General features: G+C 65.1%; 18 protein-coding genes. 15 read left to right on the top strand and 3 right to left on the bottom strand.

Going from position 1 to position 16972, the window contains the following annotated elements; genetic code table 11:
- Positions 1–3: 3 nt before the first annotated feature.
- The 7 genes from AB4068_RS00395 (at position 4) to AB4068_RS00365 (ending at position 7725) form a co-directional block, all read left to right on the top strand.
- Positions 4–969 (top strand): tetratricopeptide repeat protein, encoded by a 966-nt coding sequence (locus tag AB4068_RS00395; RefSeq protein WP_284988403.1) that lies wholly within the window; start codon positions 4–6, stop codon positions 967–969.
- Positions 969–2072 carry an NADH:flavin oxidoreductase/NADH oxidase gene (locus tag AB4068_RS00390; protein ID WP_441432429.1) on the top strand — a complete coding sequence of 368 codons (1104 nt, stop codon included), beginning with the start codon at positions 969–971 and terminating at the stop codon, positions 2070–2072. Before AB4068_RS00395 ends, AB4068_RS00390 begins: the two co-directional genes overlap by 1 nt.
- A 98-nt stretch (positions 2073–2170) precedes the next feature.
- Complete coding sequence (locus AB4068_RS00385) at positions 2171–2962, top strand: ABC transporter ATP-binding protein (protein WP_284988401.1); 792 nt, start codon at positions 2171–2173, stop codon at positions 2960–2962.
- Complete coding sequence (locus tag AB4068_RS00380) at positions 2944–4515, top strand: transporter (protein ID WP_441432428.1); 1572 nt, start codon at positions 2944–2946, stop codon at positions 4513–4515. Before AB4068_RS00385 ends, AB4068_RS00380 begins: the two co-directional genes overlap by 19 nt.
- A gap of 93 nt (positions 4516–4608) precedes the next feature.
- The gene (nagB, locus tag AB4068_RS00375) at positions 4609–5391 is read left to right on the top strand and encodes a glucosamine-6-phosphate deaminase (RefSeq protein WP_059387621.1); all 783 of its coding nucleotides are present in this window, start codon (positions 4609–4611) and stop codon (positions 5389–5391) included.
- Between the two features lie 36 nt (positions 5392–5427).
- Positions 5428–5766: a DUF3039 domain-containing protein gene (locus tag AB4068_RS00370; RefSeq protein ID WP_059387622.1), complete on the top strand. Its 339-nt coding sequence runs from the start codon at positions 5428–5430 to the stop codon at positions 5764–5766.
- Between the two features lie 180 nt (positions 5767–5946).
- Complete coding sequence (locus AB4068_RS00365; RefSeq protein WP_284988399.1) at positions 5947–7725, top strand: DEAD/DEAH box helicase; 1779 nt, start codon at positions 5947–5949, stop codon at positions 7723–7725.
- A gap of 24 nt (positions 7726–7749) precedes the next feature.
- Here AB4068_RS00365 and AB4068_RS00360 read toward each other — a convergent pair whose 3' ends face one another.
- Positions 7750–8376, bottom strand: a complete 627-nt coding sequence (locus AB4068_RS00360; protein WP_059390254.1) for an isochorismatase family protein — start codon at positions 8374–8376, stop codon at positions 7750–7752.
- Complete coding sequence (locus tag AB4068_RS00355; RefSeq protein ID WP_441432427.1) at positions 8377–9705, bottom strand: nicotinate phosphoribosyltransferase; 1329 nt, start codon at positions 9703–9705, stop codon at positions 8377–8379.
- Positions 9706–9898: 193 nt separating this feature from the next.
- Between AB4068_RS00355 and clpS the strand changes: the two genes are divergently transcribed.
- The 6 genes from clpS to rdgB all read left to right on the top strand — a co-directional run bounded on the left by clpS (position 9899) and on the right by rdgB (position 14256).
- On the top strand, positions 9899–10297 hold the full coding sequence (gene clpS / locus AB4068_RS00350) for an ATP-dependent Clp protease adapter ClpS (protein WP_059387623.1): 399 nt from the start codon (positions 9899–9901) through the stop codon (positions 10295–10297).
- Entirely contained in the window at positions 10290–10856 is a 567-nt protein-coding gene (locus AB4068_RS00345; protein ID WP_284988397.1) for a DUF2017 domain-containing protein, read from the top strand. The genes clpS and AB4068_RS00345 overlap by 8 nt, the downstream gene beginning before the upstream one ends.
- 95 nt (positions 10857–10951) lie before the next feature.
- Positions 10952–12022, top strand: coding sequence for a glutamate racemase (murI, locus tag AB4068_RS00340; protein WP_284988396.1), 1071 nt, complete (start codon positions 10952–10954; stop codon positions 12020–12022).
- A complete protein-coding gene (locus AB4068_RS00335; RefSeq protein ID WP_306960890.1) occupies positions 12019–12816 on the top strand; it encodes an MBL fold metallo-hydrolase in 798 nt (265 codons plus the stop codon). The genes murI and AB4068_RS00335 overlap by 4 nt, the downstream gene beginning before the upstream one ends.
- 43 nt (positions 12817–12859) lie before the next feature.
- Positions 12860–13618 carry a ribonuclease PH gene (gene rph / locus AB4068_RS00330; protein ID WP_078108499.1) on the top strand — a complete coding sequence of 253 codons (759 nt, stop codon included), beginning with the start codon at positions 12860–12862 and terminating at the stop codon, positions 13616–13618.
- Positions 13615–14256 carry an RdgB/HAM1 family non-canonical purine NTP pyrophosphatase gene (gene rdgB, locus AB4068_RS00325; protein ID WP_284988394.1) on the top strand — a complete coding sequence of 214 codons (642 nt, stop codon included), beginning with the start codon at positions 13615–13617 and terminating at the stop codon, positions 14254–14256. Before rph ends, rdgB begins: the two co-directional genes overlap by 4 nt.
- Positions 14257–14331: 75 nt before the next feature.
- On the opposite strand, the gene AB4068_RS00320 is transcribed toward rdgB, so the two are convergent.
- Positions 14332–15096, bottom strand: a complete 765-nt coding sequence (locus tag AB4068_RS00320) for a VTT domain-containing protein (RefSeq protein ID WP_059387625.1) — start codon at positions 15094–15096, stop codon at positions 14332–14334.
- Between the two features lie 188 nt (positions 15097–15284).
- Here AB4068_RS00320 and AB4068_RS00315 point away from each other — a divergent pair, with 188 nt between their 5' ends.
- Positions 15285–16523 carry an MFS transporter gene (locus AB4068_RS00315; protein ID WP_441432426.1) on the top strand — a complete coding sequence of 413 codons (1239 nt, stop codon included), beginning with the start codon at positions 15285–15287 and terminating at the stop codon, positions 16521–16523.
- A 147-nt stretch (positions 16524–16670) separates the two neighbouring features.
- Positions 16671–16931, top strand: a complete 261-nt coding sequence (locus AB4068_RS00310) for a DUF4235 domain-containing protein (RefSeq protein WP_284988392.1) — start codon at positions 16671–16673, stop codon at positions 16929–16931.
- The last annotated feature ends 41 nt before the right edge of the window (positions 16932–16972 follow it).

The raw sequence follows: 16972 nt of genomic DNA, 5'->3' as shown, positions 1-16972 counted from the left end.
GGTATGAGTTCGCCAGGATCCCGTCCCGTCTCTCCAGCCGCTGCCAGCCAGCTCAACCTGCGCGGCGCCGTCGACCTCTCTGCATTGCGGCGCCCTGCGCCGGCGGCACCGAGCGGTGCCCCGGCTGCCTCCGGCGGAAGCCCGGGAAGCGGCCAGCCCCTTCGCGTAGATGCCACCGAGGCCAATTTCCAGGACCTCGTCCAGCTCTCCGCGCAGATTCCCGTCCTTTTCCTCTTGTGGTCCAATCGCTCCTTGGAGGCCTCGACCCTCCTTCATAGCCTCGAAGGCGTCGTCGAAAGCTACGCCGGCAAAGTGGTGCTGGCCGCGGCGGACGTGGACGCGTTCCCGCAGCTTGCGCAGGCATTTCAGGTCCAGGCTGTCCCCACCGCCGTCGCGGTCCTGAAGGGCCAGCCCGTGCCGCTCTTCGAGGGGCCCGCGTCGGACCAGGAAATCCGTGCCCTCATCGATGAACTCCTCAAGGTGGCCGAAGCCAACGGCGTAACGGGCAGCATCGGCGCTGGCCCCGCTGCTGCGGAGGCCCCTCCTTTGCCGCCGCTGCACCAGGCAGCCTTCGACGCCATTGAAGCGGGGGATTACGCCGCCGCCGCCAGTGCCTACCGCCAGGCGCTGGCCGAGAAACCGGCTGACGCCGAGGCGAAGGCCGGACTTGCCCAGGTGGAACTCATGGGCAGGATTGAGCTCCTGACGGCAACGGATGCCGAAGCCATGCGTCAGCGTGCGGCGGAGGAGCCGGACGATATCGAAGTACAGCTCACAGTGGCCGACCTCGACATTTCGGGCGGACACATCGAGGACGCGTTCAACCGCATCATCGCATTCATTGGCCGCAACTTCGGGCCCGAGCGCGAGACGGCTCGTGTGCGCCTGCTGGAGCTGTTCGACGTCGTCGGCATTGCGGACCAACGCGTTGCCAAGGCCCGGCAAGGTCTGGCGCGGGTCCTCTTCTAATGACGCAGCCGGCGTTGTTCAGTCCGCTTCAATTGCGCTCCTTGACGTTGCCGCATCGCGGCTGGGTTTCCCCGATGTGCCAATACAACTGCTCGCCCGACGGCAGGGGCGGCGTGCCGAACGATTGGCACCTGGTGCATCTTGGAGCGTTTGCCACGGGCGGCGCGGCGCTCATCCTCACCGAGGCGTCGGCCGTCAGCCCGGAGGGGCGGATCAGCCCGCGGGACGCCGGACTGTACACGGACGAGCAAGCGGGCGCCTGGGAGCGGATTGTGGACTTCGTCCACCGCAACAGTGCGGTGGGCGGCAAGATCGGCGTCCAACTGGCGCACGCCGGCCGCAAGGCTTCCACCTATTGGCCTTTCGCCGAAGAGAGCGGATCCGTAGCGGAGTCCGACGGCGGGTGGGTTACCCGCGGCCCCGGAGTCGAGGCCTTCGCCGGGCTTGCAGCTCCTCTCGCCATGAGCGAGGCGGACATCCACGCCGTGATTTCGGATTTCGCCGCGGCGGCCGGACGGGCTGTGGACGCCGGGTTCGACACGGTGGAGATCCACGGCGCACATGGCTACCTCCTGCACCAATTCCAAAGCCCGCTCATCAATAAGCGCGAGGATTCCTGGGGAGGCCGCGAGGCGGCACGAAACCGCTTGATGCTTGCGGTCGTTGACGCCGTCCGTGCGGTCATTCCGGATTCGATGCCGTTGCTGCTGCGGATTTCCGCCAGTGATTGGGCCGAGGGCGGCATCGACATTGACGCCTCGGTGCGTCTCGCGAGGGCCGCGGCCGAGCGCGGCGTGGACTTGGTGGACGTCTCCAGCGGGGGTGCGGTGGCCCACCAGCGGATCAAGGCCGGCCCGGGATACCAGACGGGATTCTCCGAACAGATCCGGCGCGAAGCGGGAGTTCCCACCGGAGCCGTCGGATTCCTGACATCCTCAGGACAGGCCGAACACACTGTAGCTACGGGCCAAGCCGACGGTGTATTCATGGCACGGGCAGCCCTCCGCGATCCGCACTGGTGGCTCCGCGCGGCATTTGAACTCGGCTTCCCCTTGGATTGGGCGCCGCAGTATCAGCGCGCGGTTCCACGGCACAGCTTCTAGGAGCTAGTCCTTTGGGATGAGGCGGATCCGTAAAAGGGGCCCCGTAGTTCCACCTCCGGGACGACCCCTGGCACCGCCCCCGGGGCTAGGCTGACTGCATGACTGTCCAGCTTCCCGGTTCCCCTCCCACATCCCCGGTGCCCGCCTTGGCCCTGCGCGGACTGGCGAAACGCTTCGGCGGCAAAATCGCCGTCGACGGCATCAGCCTGGACGTCCCGGCCGGCTCCTTCTACGGCGTCGTTGGTCCCAATGGGGCGGGCAAGACCACCACGTTGTCCATGGCCACCGGGCTCTTGCGGCCGGATTTCGGGACGGCCTACATCCACGGCGTGGATGTGTGGACGAAGCCGCTCGAAGCCAAGAAGCTGATGGGGATACTGCCCGACGGCGTCCGCCTCTTCGACCGCTTGACGGGTGAGCAGCTTGTTACTTACGCCGGCTTGCTCCGCGGCATGGACAGGGACGTCGTTGCCCAAAGGGTGGGAGAGTTGATGGCCGCCCTGGATCTCAGCGCCGACGCCGGCACCCTCGTGGTGGACTACTCCGCCGGCATGACGAAGAAGATTGCCCTCGCGTCGGCGCTCATCCATGCGCCCAGGCTGCTGGTGCTGGACGAGCCCTTTGAGTCCGTGGATCCCGTCTCGGCAGCCAATATCAGGGGAATTCTTGACAACTATGTGGCCTCGGGAGGGACGGTCATCGTCTCGAGCCACGTCATGGACCTTGTGCAGCGCATGTGCGACCACGTAGCCGTCGTGGCTGCCGGCAGGGTCCTCGCCGCCGGTACCGTCGACGAGGTCCGCGATGGCGCCACGCTCGAGGACCGCTTTGTGCAGCTCGTGGGCGGCGGAAACCAGACGGGGGGCCTGGAATGGTTGCGCACCTTCTGAGCCTGAAGTGGCGGCTCCTGCTGAACGGCTTCCGGCGCAGCCCCGGCCAGCTTGTGGGAATCGCGATCGGAGGGCTCTATGCGCTGGGGGTCGTCGCGACCCTCGTGGTGACGCTCGTCGCCCTGCGGTGGGCCGACGCCGAGACGGCCCACACCGCCGTCGTCCTCGGTGGCGCCGCCGCGATCCTCGCCTGGGCAATCGTTCCCCTGATGGCCTCGGCCGCCGACATGACGCTTGACCCTTCCCGCTTCACGACGTCGGCGATTCCCATGCGCCAGCTGCTGGCCGGGCTTACCCTCGCCGGATTCATCGGATTGCCGGGCTTGTCCACGACGATTGTGGCCTTGTTCACTGCGGCCACATGGTGGCGCAGCGTGCCGGCGGCGCTCGGCGCCCTGCTGGGTGCCGTGCTGGGCGTGCTGAGCTGCGTGGTCCTGTCGAAAGTCATCACGACGGCGACTGCAAGGCTCGCGGCCTCCCGCCGTTTCAAAGACGTGAGCAGCATTGTGGTCTTTGTGCCACTCGTGCTGATGGGACCGATCGTAGCCGGCGTCTTCAGGGGAGTATCCGGTTCCACGGGCTATCTCCCGGAACTTGCCCGGACGGTCTCCTGGACTCCACTCGGAGCTTCCTGGTCGCTTGGCGGGGATCTGGCGTCCGGAGATATTGCCGCCGCCGGCCTGAAGGCAGTGATCGGCCTCGCCACTCTCCTCGTGTTGTTTGCCGCCTGGAATGCGTTGCTCAAGCGGGCGCTGGTCACTCCGCCATATTCGGGTGGATCAAGGAAACGCGGCGGCAAACTTGGCTTGTTCGGACTGCTGCCGGCAACTCCCACCGGTGCCATTGCCGCACGCTCCCTCAGCTACTGGGTCCGCGATCCGCGCTACGCAGCTTCGCTGATGGTGGTCCCGTTGTTGCCCGTGATTTTCCTGTTCCAGTCAGCGCAGTCCGGAAGCTACTCCATGCTGGTGATTCTGGGACCCATGGCCGCCTTTGTCCTCGCATGGTCTATTTCCGCGGATGTCTCCTACGACAACACCGCCTTTGCCTTGCATCTGGCCACCGGGGTCCGCGGCATTCACGACCGGCTCGGCCGGGCCTTGGCCTGCCTGGCATTCGCCCTCCCGGTGGTGTTGATCTTCGCCGTCGGGCCCTTTTTCCTGACCGGCGACTGGGGCTGGTTGCCCGGTGTCCTGGGTCTTTCCCTCGGTGTGCTGTTCACCGGACTGGGCCTGGCCTCCATCGTGTCGGCACGGTACACGTCCACCGTGCCGTTGCCCGGTGACAGCCCGTTCAAGAAGCCGCCGGGAAACGTTGCCCAGACACTGGCGGTCCAGTTCGGGGGAATGGCAGTCTTGTTCCTCCTCGTCCTTCCGGAGCTTGTCCTGGTGATTGTCCAGTCGGTCACGGGCGATCCACTGTGGGGATGGATCAATCTGGCAATTGGTACGGTTCTCGGAGCGGCATTGTTCGTTGCGGGTGTCCGGATCGGCGGCCGATGGCTTGACCGGCGCGGGCCGGAGCTCTTCGCGCAATTGAGCGTCAACCGTTGATTCCATGAACGACAATGACAAGTTATGGGACATGGGATAACCTCGAGTTTGAACCAGTCGATCCGGGAAACACAGCTAGAAAGGTCGTGGACGATGGAAGTTGTCATCCTTCCGGGAAGCAAGCAGATCGGGGCGCTTGCCGCGGATGCCATCGAGGCGCTGCTCCTCCGAAAGCCGAATGCCGTCCTGGGCCTGGCCACAGGGTCCTCTCCGCTCCCTGTCTACGACGAATTGGCGCGCCGCCATCAGGAAAGGGGCCTCGACTTCAGCCAGGCACACGCCTTCGCCCTTGACGAATACGTGGGGCTCGAGCCTGGCCATCCGGAGTCGTACCGTGAAGTCATCCGCCGTGAATTCACGGACCGCGTCAACATCGACCCCTCCAACGTCCACAGCCCGGACGGTACCGCGGCCGACCTTCCCGCGGCCTGCCAAGCGTACGAGGACTCCATGCGCGAACTCGGCGGCGTTGACTTGCAGATCCTCGGCGTGGGCACCGACGGCCATATTGGATTCAACGAGCCCGGCTCATCGCTCGCTTCGCGGACCCGGATCAAGACGCTGATCGAGCAGACCCGCAAGGACAACGCACGGTTCTTCAAGAGCATCGACGATGTTCCCCACCACGTGGTCACGCAGGGTTTGGGAACCATCATGGATGCCCGGCACGTGGTCCTGATCGCTACGGGTGCCCAGAAAGCCCAGGCCGTCAGGGACTTCGTCGAGGGGCCGGTTGCGGCCATTTGCGCGGCATCAGTGCTGCAGATGCACCAGCACGCCACCATCTTGATCGATGAGGCTGCGGCGTCCTCGCTCAAGCTCGCCGACTACTATCGCCACACCTATGACAACAAGCCGAAATGGCAGAGCATCTGACACGGTGCATCTGATCGCGAAGCTGCAGCGGCTAAGATGGATGGCATGACGACGCTGCCTCCGGACCCATTCGAAAACGATCCCATGCGCGAGCTTTCCGGAGCCGGAACTTCCACTGCAACCATTGAGCGCGAGGAATTGCGCCAAGAAGTGGAACCCGGTGACCGGGAGCGTTTCTCGCACTATGTCCGCAAGGAAAAGATCATGGAGTCCGCCCTGACGGGCGAACCCGTGATTGCGCTGTGCGGTAAAGTGTGGACCCCTGGCCGGGACCCGCAGAAGTTCCCGGTCTGCCCCGAGTGCAAAGAAATCTATGAAGGACTTCGCCCGGGTAACGACGGCGGAGACAAAGGCGGCTCGGGCGGCTCCAAGTAGCGAGTAAGCCCCAGTAGTCGGGTATTTCCTGGTAGTAGGCGGGGGAACGCTTTCCCCTGCCTGTGTGCTGCCCTGCGTGATTCGGCGCATCCGGAACAGATTGGTGTTTTTTGTGGTTATTTGGGTTTCGCTGGCTGCAGCGGCCTTGCTTGGAATCGTTGCTGGTCGGGGGGAATCCGCGTGACTGAAACACTCTTCGGCGGCCCGGCGCTGCCTCCGGCCTATCCGGAACGCGCAGCCTGGGGAACCGCCCCGAAGCTGCGCGCCTGGCAGCAGGAAGCGCTGGACCTGTACTTGAACGCGAGCCCGCGCGATTTCCTCGCCGTGGCAACGCCGGGCGCGGGTAAGACCACCTTCGCCCTGCGGATTGCGTCCATGCTCCTTGACAGCGGAACCGTGAACCGCGTGACGATCGTCGCCCCTACCGACCACCTGAAACGGCAGTGGGCGGACGCCGCCGCCAGGGTGGGCATTGCCATCGATCCGAACTTCAAGAATGCGGACGGCCAGCACGGCAGGGGCTTCGTCGGCGTCGCAGTGACCTATGCGCAGGTGGCCAGCAAGCCCATGCTCCACCGGGCCAAGACCGAGGCAGCCCGCACCCTGGTCATCCTCGACGAAATCCACCACGGTGGCGAAGCGTTGTCCTGGGGCGACGGATTGCGCGAGGCATTCGATCCAGCGGCGCGGCGCCTGGCCCTCACAGGAACGCCTTTCCGTTCCGACACCTCACCCATCCCTTTCGTGGAATACGCCGAAGACCGTGACGGCATCCGCCGCTCGAAAGCGGACTACACCTACGGTTACGGCAATGCCTTGAGGGACCACGTCGTCCGTCCCGTGCTGTTCATGGCGTATTCGGGCCAGATGCGATGGCGCACCAGCGGGGGAGACGAAATGGCGGCTTCCCTCGGCGAGGCCGCCGTGACCAAGGACATCACCTCCCAGGCGTGGCGGACCGCGCTGAACCCCAGCGGCGAATGGATCCCCGCCGTGCTTGCTGCCGCTGACAAGCGCCTCAGTGAAGTGCGGCGCACCGTGCCCGACGCCGGCGGTCTGGTGATTGCCACGGATCACGACGACGCCCGCGCCTACGCCGGTCAGCTCAAGAAGATCACGGGTCAGTCGCCCACCGTGATCCTGTCCGATGATTCCAAGGCTTCGCACAAGATCGAGGAGTTCACCGCCAGCGACAAGCGCTGGATGGTGGCCGTCCGCATGGTGTCCGAAGGCGTCGACGTCCCCAGGCTTTCGGTCGGCGTCTACGCGACGTCCACCTCCACGCCGCTGTTCTTCGCCCAGGCCGTGGGCCGCTTCGTCCGTGCCCGCAAACGCGGGGAAACGGCGTCGGTCTTCCTGCCCTCCGTGCCACCCCTCATGGCCTTGGCCAACTCCATGGAAGCCGAGCGGGACCACGCGCTGGACCGGCCGGAGAAGGAAGATCCGGACGGCCTCTTCAACCCCGAAGAGAACCTGATGGCTGAGGCCAACCGCGAAGAGAAGGCCTCGGACTCCCTGGAGAAGGGCAAATTCGAGGCCCTCGATTCGCAGGCATCCTTTGACAGGGTGCTGTTCGACGGCGGCGAATTCGGTACGGGAGCCGATATCGGCTCCGAGGACGAACTTGATTTCCTCGGGATCCCCGGGCTGCTCGACGCCGAACAAGTGGGAACGTTGCTCCGGCAGCGGCAGCATGACCAGCAGTCGAGGAAGAAACGCCAGTCTCCGTTGGCTGCCGCTGCGTCACCCGCGGTTCCGGACCACCGCATGCTGATGGACCTGCGCAATGAGCTCGCAAAAAACGTCGCGGCCTGGTCGGCCCGCACCGGCACCCCGCACGGCGTCGTCCACAACAAGTTGCGCGAAGTGTGTGGCGGACCGGCAGTCGCGCAGGCGAACGAGGAGCAATTGCAGTCGCGCCTGCGCAAGCTCCAGGATTGGTTCATCGGACGGAAGTAGAAGTGCTTGGCAGGGCTCCTGCCCTTAGCGCTGCCCCAGCTCGACGCCGTTTTCTTCCAGTTCCGCGTAGGTCTCGTCAAGATCTTCCGCGATTCCGGCGGTGAGTTCACCGATCACCGTCACCGAGTAGCCCGCCTGCACGGCGTCCAGCGCGGTGGCCCTGACGCAGTAGTCGGTCGCGATTCCCACCACGACGACTTCTTCCACTCCGTGGCTCTGCAGCCAGTCATCGAGCCCGAGGGCGTCCTCATCCAGCTCGACGGAGGGGACCGCACCGGGCGCGAGTTCGCCCATGGGCACTTCGTCTTCGGGCGCCAGGACTCCTTCGAATCCCGAGTAGGCGGCCGTGTACTGTCCCTTGCGGAAATAGGCCTGGACGTATTCGGCGTCGAGATCCGGGTGGAGCTCCGCGCCCTTGCTCCCGGCGCGGCAATGCGGCGGCCAACTGTCCACGAAGTCCGGAGTTTCCGAAAAATGGCTGCCCGGGTCCACGTGCCAGTCCTGCGTAGCCACGACGTGGTCGAAGTGCTGATGGTTCGCGTCCAGGTATTCGCTGATAGCAGCCGCCGTGGCGGCGCCACCTTCCACGGCGAGGGAGCCGCCTTCGCAGAAATCGTTCTGGACGTCCACGATAATCAGGGCACGGGACATTCAGTCCTCCTCATAGACGGTGGGGATTGCCGGCTCACCGCGCTGCAGCCTGCGCACTACCGGAGGCAATTCGGCCATGGTGGCAGCGTGGCGTTCCTGTGCCCGGACTACGCCCTCGTGTCCGGTCCATCCCGGGAGCAGCTCACCGTTCTTGATGAATTGCTGGAGCAACTGGCGGTCGTTGCCATCGTCTTCCGGGCGGTGTCCGATGCCTACGATCTCCTGGGTTGCGATGCCGAGTTCGTTGAGCTTGCGCAGGGCGTATTTGCGGCCGCCCACGCTGGCCTTGTTCTTGGCTATCTTGGCCACGGGCACGAATTCCCCGGCATCGTTGGTCCGGCTGACGAGCTTGTAGACCATGCTGGCGGTGGGCGCTCCCGATCCTGTGACCAGGGAGGTGCCCACGCCGTACACATCCACCGGGGCCGATTGCAGGGCCGCGATCGCGTATTCATCGAGATCCGAGGTGACGACGATCCGGGTGTTGATGTTGCCGAGGTTGTCCAGCAGCTCGCGGACCCATTGGGCTTGGGCCACGAGGTCTCCGGAGTCCAGCCGGACGGCCCCGAGTTTGTCACCCGCGAGTTCCACCGCGGTCCGTACCCCGACCTCGACATCGTACGTGTCCACCAGGAGCGTGGTTTCCGGTCCGAAGGCGGCGATCTGGGCTTCGAAGGCCTCGCGCTCGGTGTCATGCAGGAGAGTGAACGAGTGGGCGGCCGTGCCCACGGTCTTGATGCCGTAACGGCGTCCGGCTTCAAGGTTGGAGGTGCTGCCGAAACCGGCGATGACCGCAGCGCGGGCTGCCGCCGTCGCGGACTCCTCCTGGGTGCGCCGGGAGCCCATCTCGATGCAAGGCCGGTTGCCGGCCGCGCTGGTCATCCGGGAAGCAGCAGAAGCAATCGCGGTGTCATGGTTGAGCACGGATAAGATGTACGTTTCCAGGATGCAGGCTTCCGCGAACGTTGATTCGACGATCAGGATGGGCGAGCCGGGGAARTAGGCCTCGCCCTCCGGATAGCCCCAGATGTCGCCGGAAAACCTGTAGTCGGCGAGGAAGTCCAGTGTTTGCCTGTCAACGACTTTGTGCTGATCGAGGAACGCGAGCTCGGCATCGCCGAAACGGAAGTCCTTGATTCCCTCAAGCAGCCGGCCGGTGCCGGCGACGATGCCGTAGCGGCGGCCGTCGGGCAGACGGCGGGCGAAGGCCTCGAAGACCGAGCGTCGGTGTGCCGCGCCCGAATGGAGGGCGGCTTCCAGCATTGTCAGCTCGTAGTGATCGGTGTACAACGACGTGCGGGGGTGGTCCCAGGCGACGGATCTACTCACGAATTCACTCTAGTCCCCACCGCCTCCCACGTCTCGCTTCGCTCAACGCGGGGCCCTCGGCGGTGTGGGCCCACCCACCGCCTCCCACGTCTCGCTTCGCTCAACGCGGGGCCCTCGGCGGTGTGGGCCCACCCACCGCCTCCCACGTCTCGCCGTCATTAGCTCGCGCATCCATCACCATTAGAATGGACAGATGACCACTACCGTCGCCCCCGGCATTTATGCAGCCACCTGCACAGTGACAGACGCAGGCTTAAAGGGAGAAGAACGGACGGACATCTCGGAGCAGTCCTCCACCGACCTCCTCAGTGCTGCTGATATCCCTTGGAACCTGGTGGTCTGGAACGACCCCGTCAATCTCATGAGCTATGTGAGCTACGTGTTCCAGAGCTACTTCGGCTATTCCGAGGCCAAATCCAACAAACTCATGCTCGAGGTCCACAAGAAGGGCCGTTCCATCGTGGCGCACGGAGGCAAGGAACAAGTGGAGCAGCACGCGGTTGCCATGCACGGCTACGGTCTGTGGGCAACGGTTGAAAAGGCAAGCAGCAGCGGCGACGGCCGGGGACGCAAGGGCGGCGCACGTGGCTAAGGCTTTCAAGTACGGACTCAAGGGCATCACCGGATATCTTGAGCCCGCCGAGCGCGAACTCCTGCGCGGACTCGTGGATGATGTCATTTCGATGCTGGAACCGGAGCTGTCCAGCAACGAAGATCCCCTGACGGCTTTGATCGGCCTGGATATGAACGTCAAGGAACCGTCCGATCGCGCCCTTTTGCGGCTCTTGCCGAACGTCATGAAGAATGACGACGCCGCGTCCCTCGAGTTCCGCCAGCTCACCGAGCGCTCGCTGCGGGAAGGAAAAATCGGCGCCCTTCGAGCCGCTGCCATGGGCCTGGACCGCAACGAGCTCGTCCTCACCCCGGAGGAGGCGAAGCTCTGGTCCATGGCCCTCAACGATGTTCGTTTGGTGCTGGCGGAGCGCCTCGATATCCGCGACGAAGCGGATGCCGACCATGTCCATGCCATGCAGGACTGGTCCCAGGCCGAAGACGTGGAGAGCTACCTGGCGCTCGTCTACAACTTCACCACGTGGCTCCAGGAATCGTTGGTCCAGGCCATGATGGCCTCGATGGACCGGAAGCCCTGAGTGGGGCTTGTGGGCGTCCGTGTGACAAAACAGACACGAGGCCCCCGCCACATGTCGTCGCTGCAGCACATGCCTTGGCTTATTCTCTAAGAATCATGAACTCAGCATCGGACGCGGTATCGGATGGGGAGAGCGCCGCAGCGGCGTTGGAATCCCAGCGCACGCCGGAAACACTGAACAGCACAGCACCCAACCCCTTGCTGGGATCACGCCCCATCGGTGTCTTCGATTCCGGAGTCGGCGGACTCACCGTGGCACGGTCCATCATCGACCAATTGCCCCATGAGTCGATCATCTACGTGGGAGACACAGCCAACGGACCCTACGGGCCGCTCCCCATCGCCGAAGTCCGGGCCAATGCCCTCGGCGTCATGGACGAGCTCGTGGACTCCGGCGTGAAACTCCTGACCATCGCCTGCAACTCAGCCTCGGCCGCCGTCTTGCGCGATGCCCGCGAACGCTACACGGCCCGCTACGGGATTCCCGTCATCGAGGTCATCCAACCCGCAGTCCGCCGGGCGGTGGCCGCGACGAGATCCGGCAGGATCGGCGTGATCGGGACATCGGCCACAGTGGGTTCCCGCGCTTACGAGGACACCTTTGCCGCAGCCCCGGACCTCAGCATCACCTCGGTAGCCTGCCCCGAATTCGTGAGTTTCGTGGAGGCCGGCATTACGACCGGCCCCGAGCTGCTGGCCGCGGCCCACGAATACCTGGAACCGCTCAGGGAAGCCGGCGTGGACACCGTGGTGCTCGGCTGCACGCACTATCCCTTGCTTACTGGCGTGATCTCCTACGTCATGGGGGACGACGTCACTCTTGTGTCGAGTGCCGAAGAGACCGCCAAAGACGTTTACCGCGCCTTGGCCACCCACGGGATCCAGCGGACCGATGCCGGCTTGCCCCGGCACGACTTCATGGCCACCGGCGACGCCGTCCAGTTTGAGACCCTGGCGCGCCGTTTCCTCGGCCCGGAGGTCCTGTCCGTGCGCCACGTGGACCATGTGGCCGCCCAGTACCCGACCGGAAGCCTCGCCCGCATCACCCCGGAAATGTTGGAGGCCGCCCGCGCGGGCGGCCATCATGCGAGGACGTCCAATTTCGTTGACCCCGCAGCCTTCACAGTGAACGAATTCGGCGCGGCCCGCGGAGGCCGCATCCAGTGAAACTGACCATTGTTGGCTGCACGGGTTCCTTCCCTGGTCCCGGCTCTCCGGCGTCGTGCTATCTGCTGACCGCGCACGACGGTGAACGCCAGTGGAAGATCGTCATGGACCTCGGCAGCGGCGCCCTCGGGGCCATCCAGCGGTACACGGACCTCGAAGACATCGACGCTATCTTCCTGACCCACCTGCACCCGGACCATTGCATGGACCTCTGCGGACTGCACGTAGCCGTCCGCTGGAAGCCGGGCGGTTGGGGACGGGACAGGATCCCCGTCTGGGGTCCCGCCGCGACGGCCGACCGCATGGCCACCGCCTACGGCCTTGAGCTGGACCCCGGAATGCACGAGGAATTCGACTTCAGCAACTGGAGCGAACGGCAATCCGTGCAGCTCGGACCCTTCATCGTGACCCCGTATGCCGTGAACCACCCGGTGGAAGAGGCCTACGCTTTGCGCGTCGAGGTCACCGAGCCGGACAAAGAAGGCAAAGCGGTCAGCAGGGTCCTCACGTACTCGGGGGACACAGACTCGTGCCAGGGCCTTGAGGACGCGGCCCGCAACGCCGATCTCTTCCTCTGCGAGGCCGCCTTCGAAGAAGGGCGCGACGACGCCATCAAGGATGTGCACTTGACCGGCAAGCGCGCGGGCCAGGCAGCGACAGCCGCCGGAGCCCGACGCCTCCTCTTGACCCACATCCCGGTCTGGACATCGCAGACCAAGGTCATGGCCGAGGCGCGGCCCGAGTTCGCCGGCGATGTCGCCGTCGCGGTTGCCGGAGTCCACTACACCGTCTGAACCCGCAGTCCAGCGGAGGCCGGGGGATCGCTAAGCTTGCAGTATGACTTCCGAAGCCACCTCTGTCCCCGTCATCCGTGCCGACGGCCGCACACCCGATCAACTCCGTCCCATCAGCATCACCCGCGGTTGGTCCAAGCAGGCCGAAGGTTCGGCCCTGATCGAATTCGGCAACACCCGGGTGCTGTGCACGGCTTCCCTGACCGAGGGCGTTCCGCGCTGGCTCAAAGGCGAAGGCCGCGGCTGGGTCACGGCCGAATACGCCATGCTGCCGCGGGCCACGAACACGCGTTCCGACCGTGAGTCCGTCAAGGGCAGGATCGGCGGACGCACCCACGAAATTTCGCGCCTGATCGGCCGCTCGCTGCGTTCCATCATCGACACCAAGGCCTTGGGCGAGAACACGATCGTCCTGGACTGCGATGTCCTGCAGGCCGACGGCGGCACCCGCACCGCCGCGATCACCGGGGCCTACGTGGCGCTCGCCGAAGCGATCCGCTTCGCCCGCGAGAACAAGATGATCGCCAAGAACGCACAGCCGCTGATCGACACCATCGCTGCCGTTTCTGTGGGAATCATCGACGGTATCCCGATGCTGGACCTGCCCTATGTCGAGGACGTGCGCGCCGAAACCGACATGAACGTGGTGGTCACGGGCTCCGGCAAGTTCGTGGAAGTCCAGGGCACCGCCGAGGGAGCCCCCTTCGACCGCGATGAACTGAATGCCTTGCTGGACCTTGCCCTTATCGGCACGGGCGAGTTGGCAGCCATCCAGCGTGAGACCCTGGCCGAGGCCCCGTGAGCGGGGCAACTGCGCCGAGGCTCGTCCTCGCCACGCACAACAAGGGAAAACTGCGCGAACTCAGGGAACTCCTCAGGGGGCAGGTGCCGGGACTCGACGTCGATACGCAAGTGATTGACGCGGCCGCGGCCGGTGCTCCCGATGTTGCCGAGACCGGCGTGACGTTTGCCGAGAACTCCCTGCTCAAAGCACGAGCCGTGGCTGAAGCCACGGGAATAGTGGCGATTGCCGATGACTCGGGGCTGGCCGTGGACGTCCTGGGTGGAGCTCCGGGTATCTTCTCGGCCCGCTGGTCCGGCCGGCACGGTGACGACGCCGCCAACCTGCAGCTCTTGCTGGCGCAACTCTCGGACGTCCCCGACGCGCACCGGGGAGCCGCGTTCGTCTGCGCGGCGGCACTCGCTGTACCGGCCGCCGTCGACGGCGGGGCACGCGAGGTGGTCGAGTACGGCCAGCTGGAAGGCACTCTCTTGCATGAGCCCCGCGGCGCGGGTGGATTCGGCTACGACCCCGTGCTCCAGCCGCAGGGACTGGACCGCAGTTGCGCGGAGCTGAGTTCCGAGGAGAAGAACGCCATCAGCCACCGTGGCAAGGCGTTCAGGGCGCTGCTCCCGGCCATCGTGGACGCCCTTCGCTAGAACTTGCGCCAGCATCAACGAGAGAGGCACCCCGCAGACAAAGTGCGGGGTGCCTCTTCTGTTGAAGCAACGGGCCTAGCGCTCGCCGTGCTTTCCGGCTTCGCGTCCGTCGACCAATTCTTCGGCGGGTTCTGCTCCGCCGTTCGTTGCCTTGCGCTTGGCCAGCAAGCCGCGGATGACTTCCACGGCCACGGGGACCACCGAGATCAGGACGATGACCACGAAGATGATGTCGAGGTTGTCCCGGACCCACGGAACTTTGTCGCCGAGCAGGTAGCCGAGCAGCGTGACGCCACCGCCCCAGAGCACCGCCCCGATGACGTTGAAAATGAAGAACTTGCGCTTGTCCATTTGCGCGACGCCAACAATCACCGGGACGAAGGTGCGGATGATGGGCACGAAGCGGGCCAGGATCAGGGCCTTGCCGCCGTGCTTTTCGAAGAAGGCGTGCGCACTCTCGACGTTTTCCCGCTTGAACAGCTTGGAATCAGGCTTGTTGAAGATGGCCGGTCCGGCTTTGGAACCGATGAGGTAGCCACTCTGGTTGCCGATGATCGCGGACACGATGATGAGGGCCGCGAGTGCCCAGATGTTGAATTTGATGGTATCCGTGGCGACGAGGAGCCCAGCGGTGAAAAGCATCGAGTCGCCGGGCAGGAAGAAGCCCACCAGGAGTCCCGTCTCGGCGAACACGATGCCGCACACGAGAAGGACTACCCATGGCGCCAAGGCGGGGTCGGCCAGGAAGATCTGGGGGTTCAACCAGTCGGGGAGGAGCGCGGACATATGCGGCTGCACCGGTCCTGCACCCACCAAAGCGGATACGGCAAAGTCGTTCATCGCAGAAAGGGTCACCCTTCAAGGGTACGGGACAACCGCCGTCGGGCCCTTGACACATCCGCTGGGGGTGTCTGACAGACACTGCCTCCAGTCGCCCGACATGCGTAGCGTGGTGGACGTGGGCAGAAATGACGAGAACTTCTGCGTCCGCAGCTAACTGAGCATGAATGACGAGGAAGAACTTTTTGATGCGCGACGTAGCTATACCCGAAACAGCGGCGACGGCCGCTCCTGCGTCAGCCCCGGTGTTCCCGTGGGGCGGTCTCCTGATCCTCGCGGCAGCAGGCTTCACCGCGGTGACTACGGAACTCCTCCCGTCCGGGCTGCTGCCCCAGATCAGCCGGGACCTGGGAGTAGACGAATCGGCCGTAGGTTCCCTGACTGCCGCCTATGCGGCAGTTATCGTCTTCACGGCGCTTCCGTTGTCCAGGCTGCTCGGCGGACGAGTTCCCCGCAAGGCGTTGTTGATCGGCACCGTGCTCGCGTTCGCACTCAGCAATGTCCTGTTGGCGTCGAGCCCGAGCCTGGGATTGGCAGTTGCCGCGAGGCTCCTCGGAGGCGTGGCCCACGGGATGCTGTGGTCAAGCATGGCCCCCTACGTTGCCAGGATCGTCCCGGCGCACTCAGTAGGAAGAGCAATGGCCATGGTCTTCAGCGGTAACAGCATCGCGCTCGCCGTCGGCGCTCCGATCGGCACGCTCATGGGCTCGGTCCTCACCTGGCGCGCCTCTTTCCTGATCCTGGCCGGAGTCGGCGCGGTTCTCGCTTTGCTGGCCATTTGGGTACTCCCCGCAGCCCCCGACGAGGACGGCCATGCGACGCCGACCCTCCGCGGAGCCCTGAAGCTGCCCGGCGTGATCGCCGTGGCCACAGCGTGGCCACTCTTGCTTTTGGGCCACTTCACGCTCTTCACCTACATAGCGCCTTTCCTCCACGTCTCCGGACTGCCGGATGCCTTCACGAGCATTTCGTTGTCCGTGGTGGGGGCTGCCAGCCTCGTGGGGATCTGGATCGCCGGCCTCACCGCCGATTCCCATCCGCGGCGCTCCCTGATTTCCGCGGTCGCCCTGCTGGTGCTGGCCTTCGGCCTCTTGCCGCTGCTTGGCGGCACGTGGGTGGGTGAGCTTGTGCTGGTGACCGTGTGGGGAACCGCCTTCGGGGCCATCGGCATCTACAACCAGGCAGCTATCCTTCGCGCCGGCGGAGAGCACAAGGACGCCGCGAACGGCTTGACCGTGGTGACCATTCAACTGGGCATCGCCGTGGGCGCCGGATATGGCGCCCTGGCCCTGACCACTGTCGGCGCGCTGTGGGTGCCCTTAGCCGCAGCCGTCCCGACGGCGGCAGCGCTCGCAATCATCCTGGCGAGCCGCCGCGGCGGCTACCCCGCCGGTCCTCGGGAGACGAAACTGACGAGACGTCGGTAAGTCCCATCGGTGCTGCGCACGGCGTCGCAGGCCCGGCCCGCATCGGGGAAGAGAAGATAAGCATGCTGATAATCTTGTGTCCAGGCGGCTAGGTTGACGTATTTCCCAGCCGCGGACCACGCGTCTGGCCACAATCGGAGGAACGAGATGAACGTCCTGATCAAACTACTTGGCCTGGTGGTGGGCATGGGCGCCGGAGTTGCGGCGAACAAGGCCCTCGAGGCCATCTGGAGCAAGTCGACCGGAAAGCCCGCGCCGAAGGATGCGACCAATCTGGAGGACTCCTTGCCTGGAGTGCTGCTGTTCGCCTTCGCCGGGGGCGCGGTAGGGGCGGTCATCCATGTCCTGACCCAAAGAACAACCAAGAAGGCCCTGACCAAGCTGCAGGAGACGGCGGACGAGGTCTGAAAGACGCTCCGGGGCAGGGGGCGGCCGTCACCGGCGCCATT

This window comes from Arthrobacter sp. 2RAF22 (assembly GCF_052115325.1).
Classification (GTDB): Bacteria; Actinomycetota; Actinomycetes; order Actinomycetales; family Micrococcaceae; genus Arthrobacter.
The sequence above is the reverse complement of the archived record's forward strand: the minus strand, read 5'-3'. Positions and strand labels throughout refer to the sequence as shown.

Coding starts and splice junctions, on each gene's coding strand:
- AB4068_RS00395 (WP_284988403.1), top strand. CDS start 4: ATGAGTTCGCCAGGATCCCGTCCCGTCTCTCCAGCCGCTGCCAGCCAG.
- AB4068_RS00390 (WP_441432429.1), top strand. CDS start 969: ATGACGCAGCCGGCGTTGTTCAGTCCGCTTCAATTGCGCTCCTTGACG.
- AB4068_RS00385 (WP_284988401.1), top strand. CDS start 2,171: ATGACTGTCCAGCTTCCCGGTTCCCCTCCCACATCCCCGGTGCCCGCC.
- AB4068_RS00380 (WP_441432428.1), top strand. CDS start 2,944: ATGGTTGCGCACCTTCTGAGCCTGAAGTGGCGGCTCCTGCTGAACGGC.
- nagB (WP_059387621.1), top strand. CDS start 4,609: ATGGAAGTTGTCATCCTTCCGGGAAGCAAGCAGATCGGGGCGCTTGCC.
- AB4068_RS00370 (WP_059387622.1), top strand. CDS start 5,428: ATGGATGGCATGACGACGCTGCCTCCGGACCCATTCGAAAACGATCCC.
- AB4068_RS00360 (WP_059390254.1), bottom strand. CDS start 8,376: ATGTCCCGTGCCCTGATTATCGTGGACGTCCAGAACGATTTCTGCGAA.
- clpS (WP_059387623.1), top strand. CDS start 9,899: ATGACCACTACCGTCGCCCCCGGCATTTATGCAGCCACCTGCACAGTG.
- murI (WP_284988396.1), top strand. CDS start 10,952: ATGAACTCAGCATCGGACGCGGTATCGGATGGGGAGAGCGCCGCAGCG.
- rph (WP_078108499.1), top strand. CDS start 12,860: ATGACTTCCGAAGCCACCTCTGTCCCCGTCATCCGTGCCGACGGCCGC.
- AB4068_RS00320 (WP_059387625.1), bottom strand. CDS start 15,096: ATGAACGACTTTGCCGTATCCGCTTTGGTGGGTGCAGGACCGGTGCAG.
- AB4068_RS00315 (WP_441432426.1), top strand. CDS start 15,285: ATGCGCGACGTAGCTATACCCGAAACAGCGGCGACGGCCGCTCCTGCG.
- AB4068_RS00310 (WP_284988392.1), top strand. CDS start 16,671: ATGAACGTCCTGATCAAACTACTTGGCCTGGTGGTGGGCATGGGCGCC.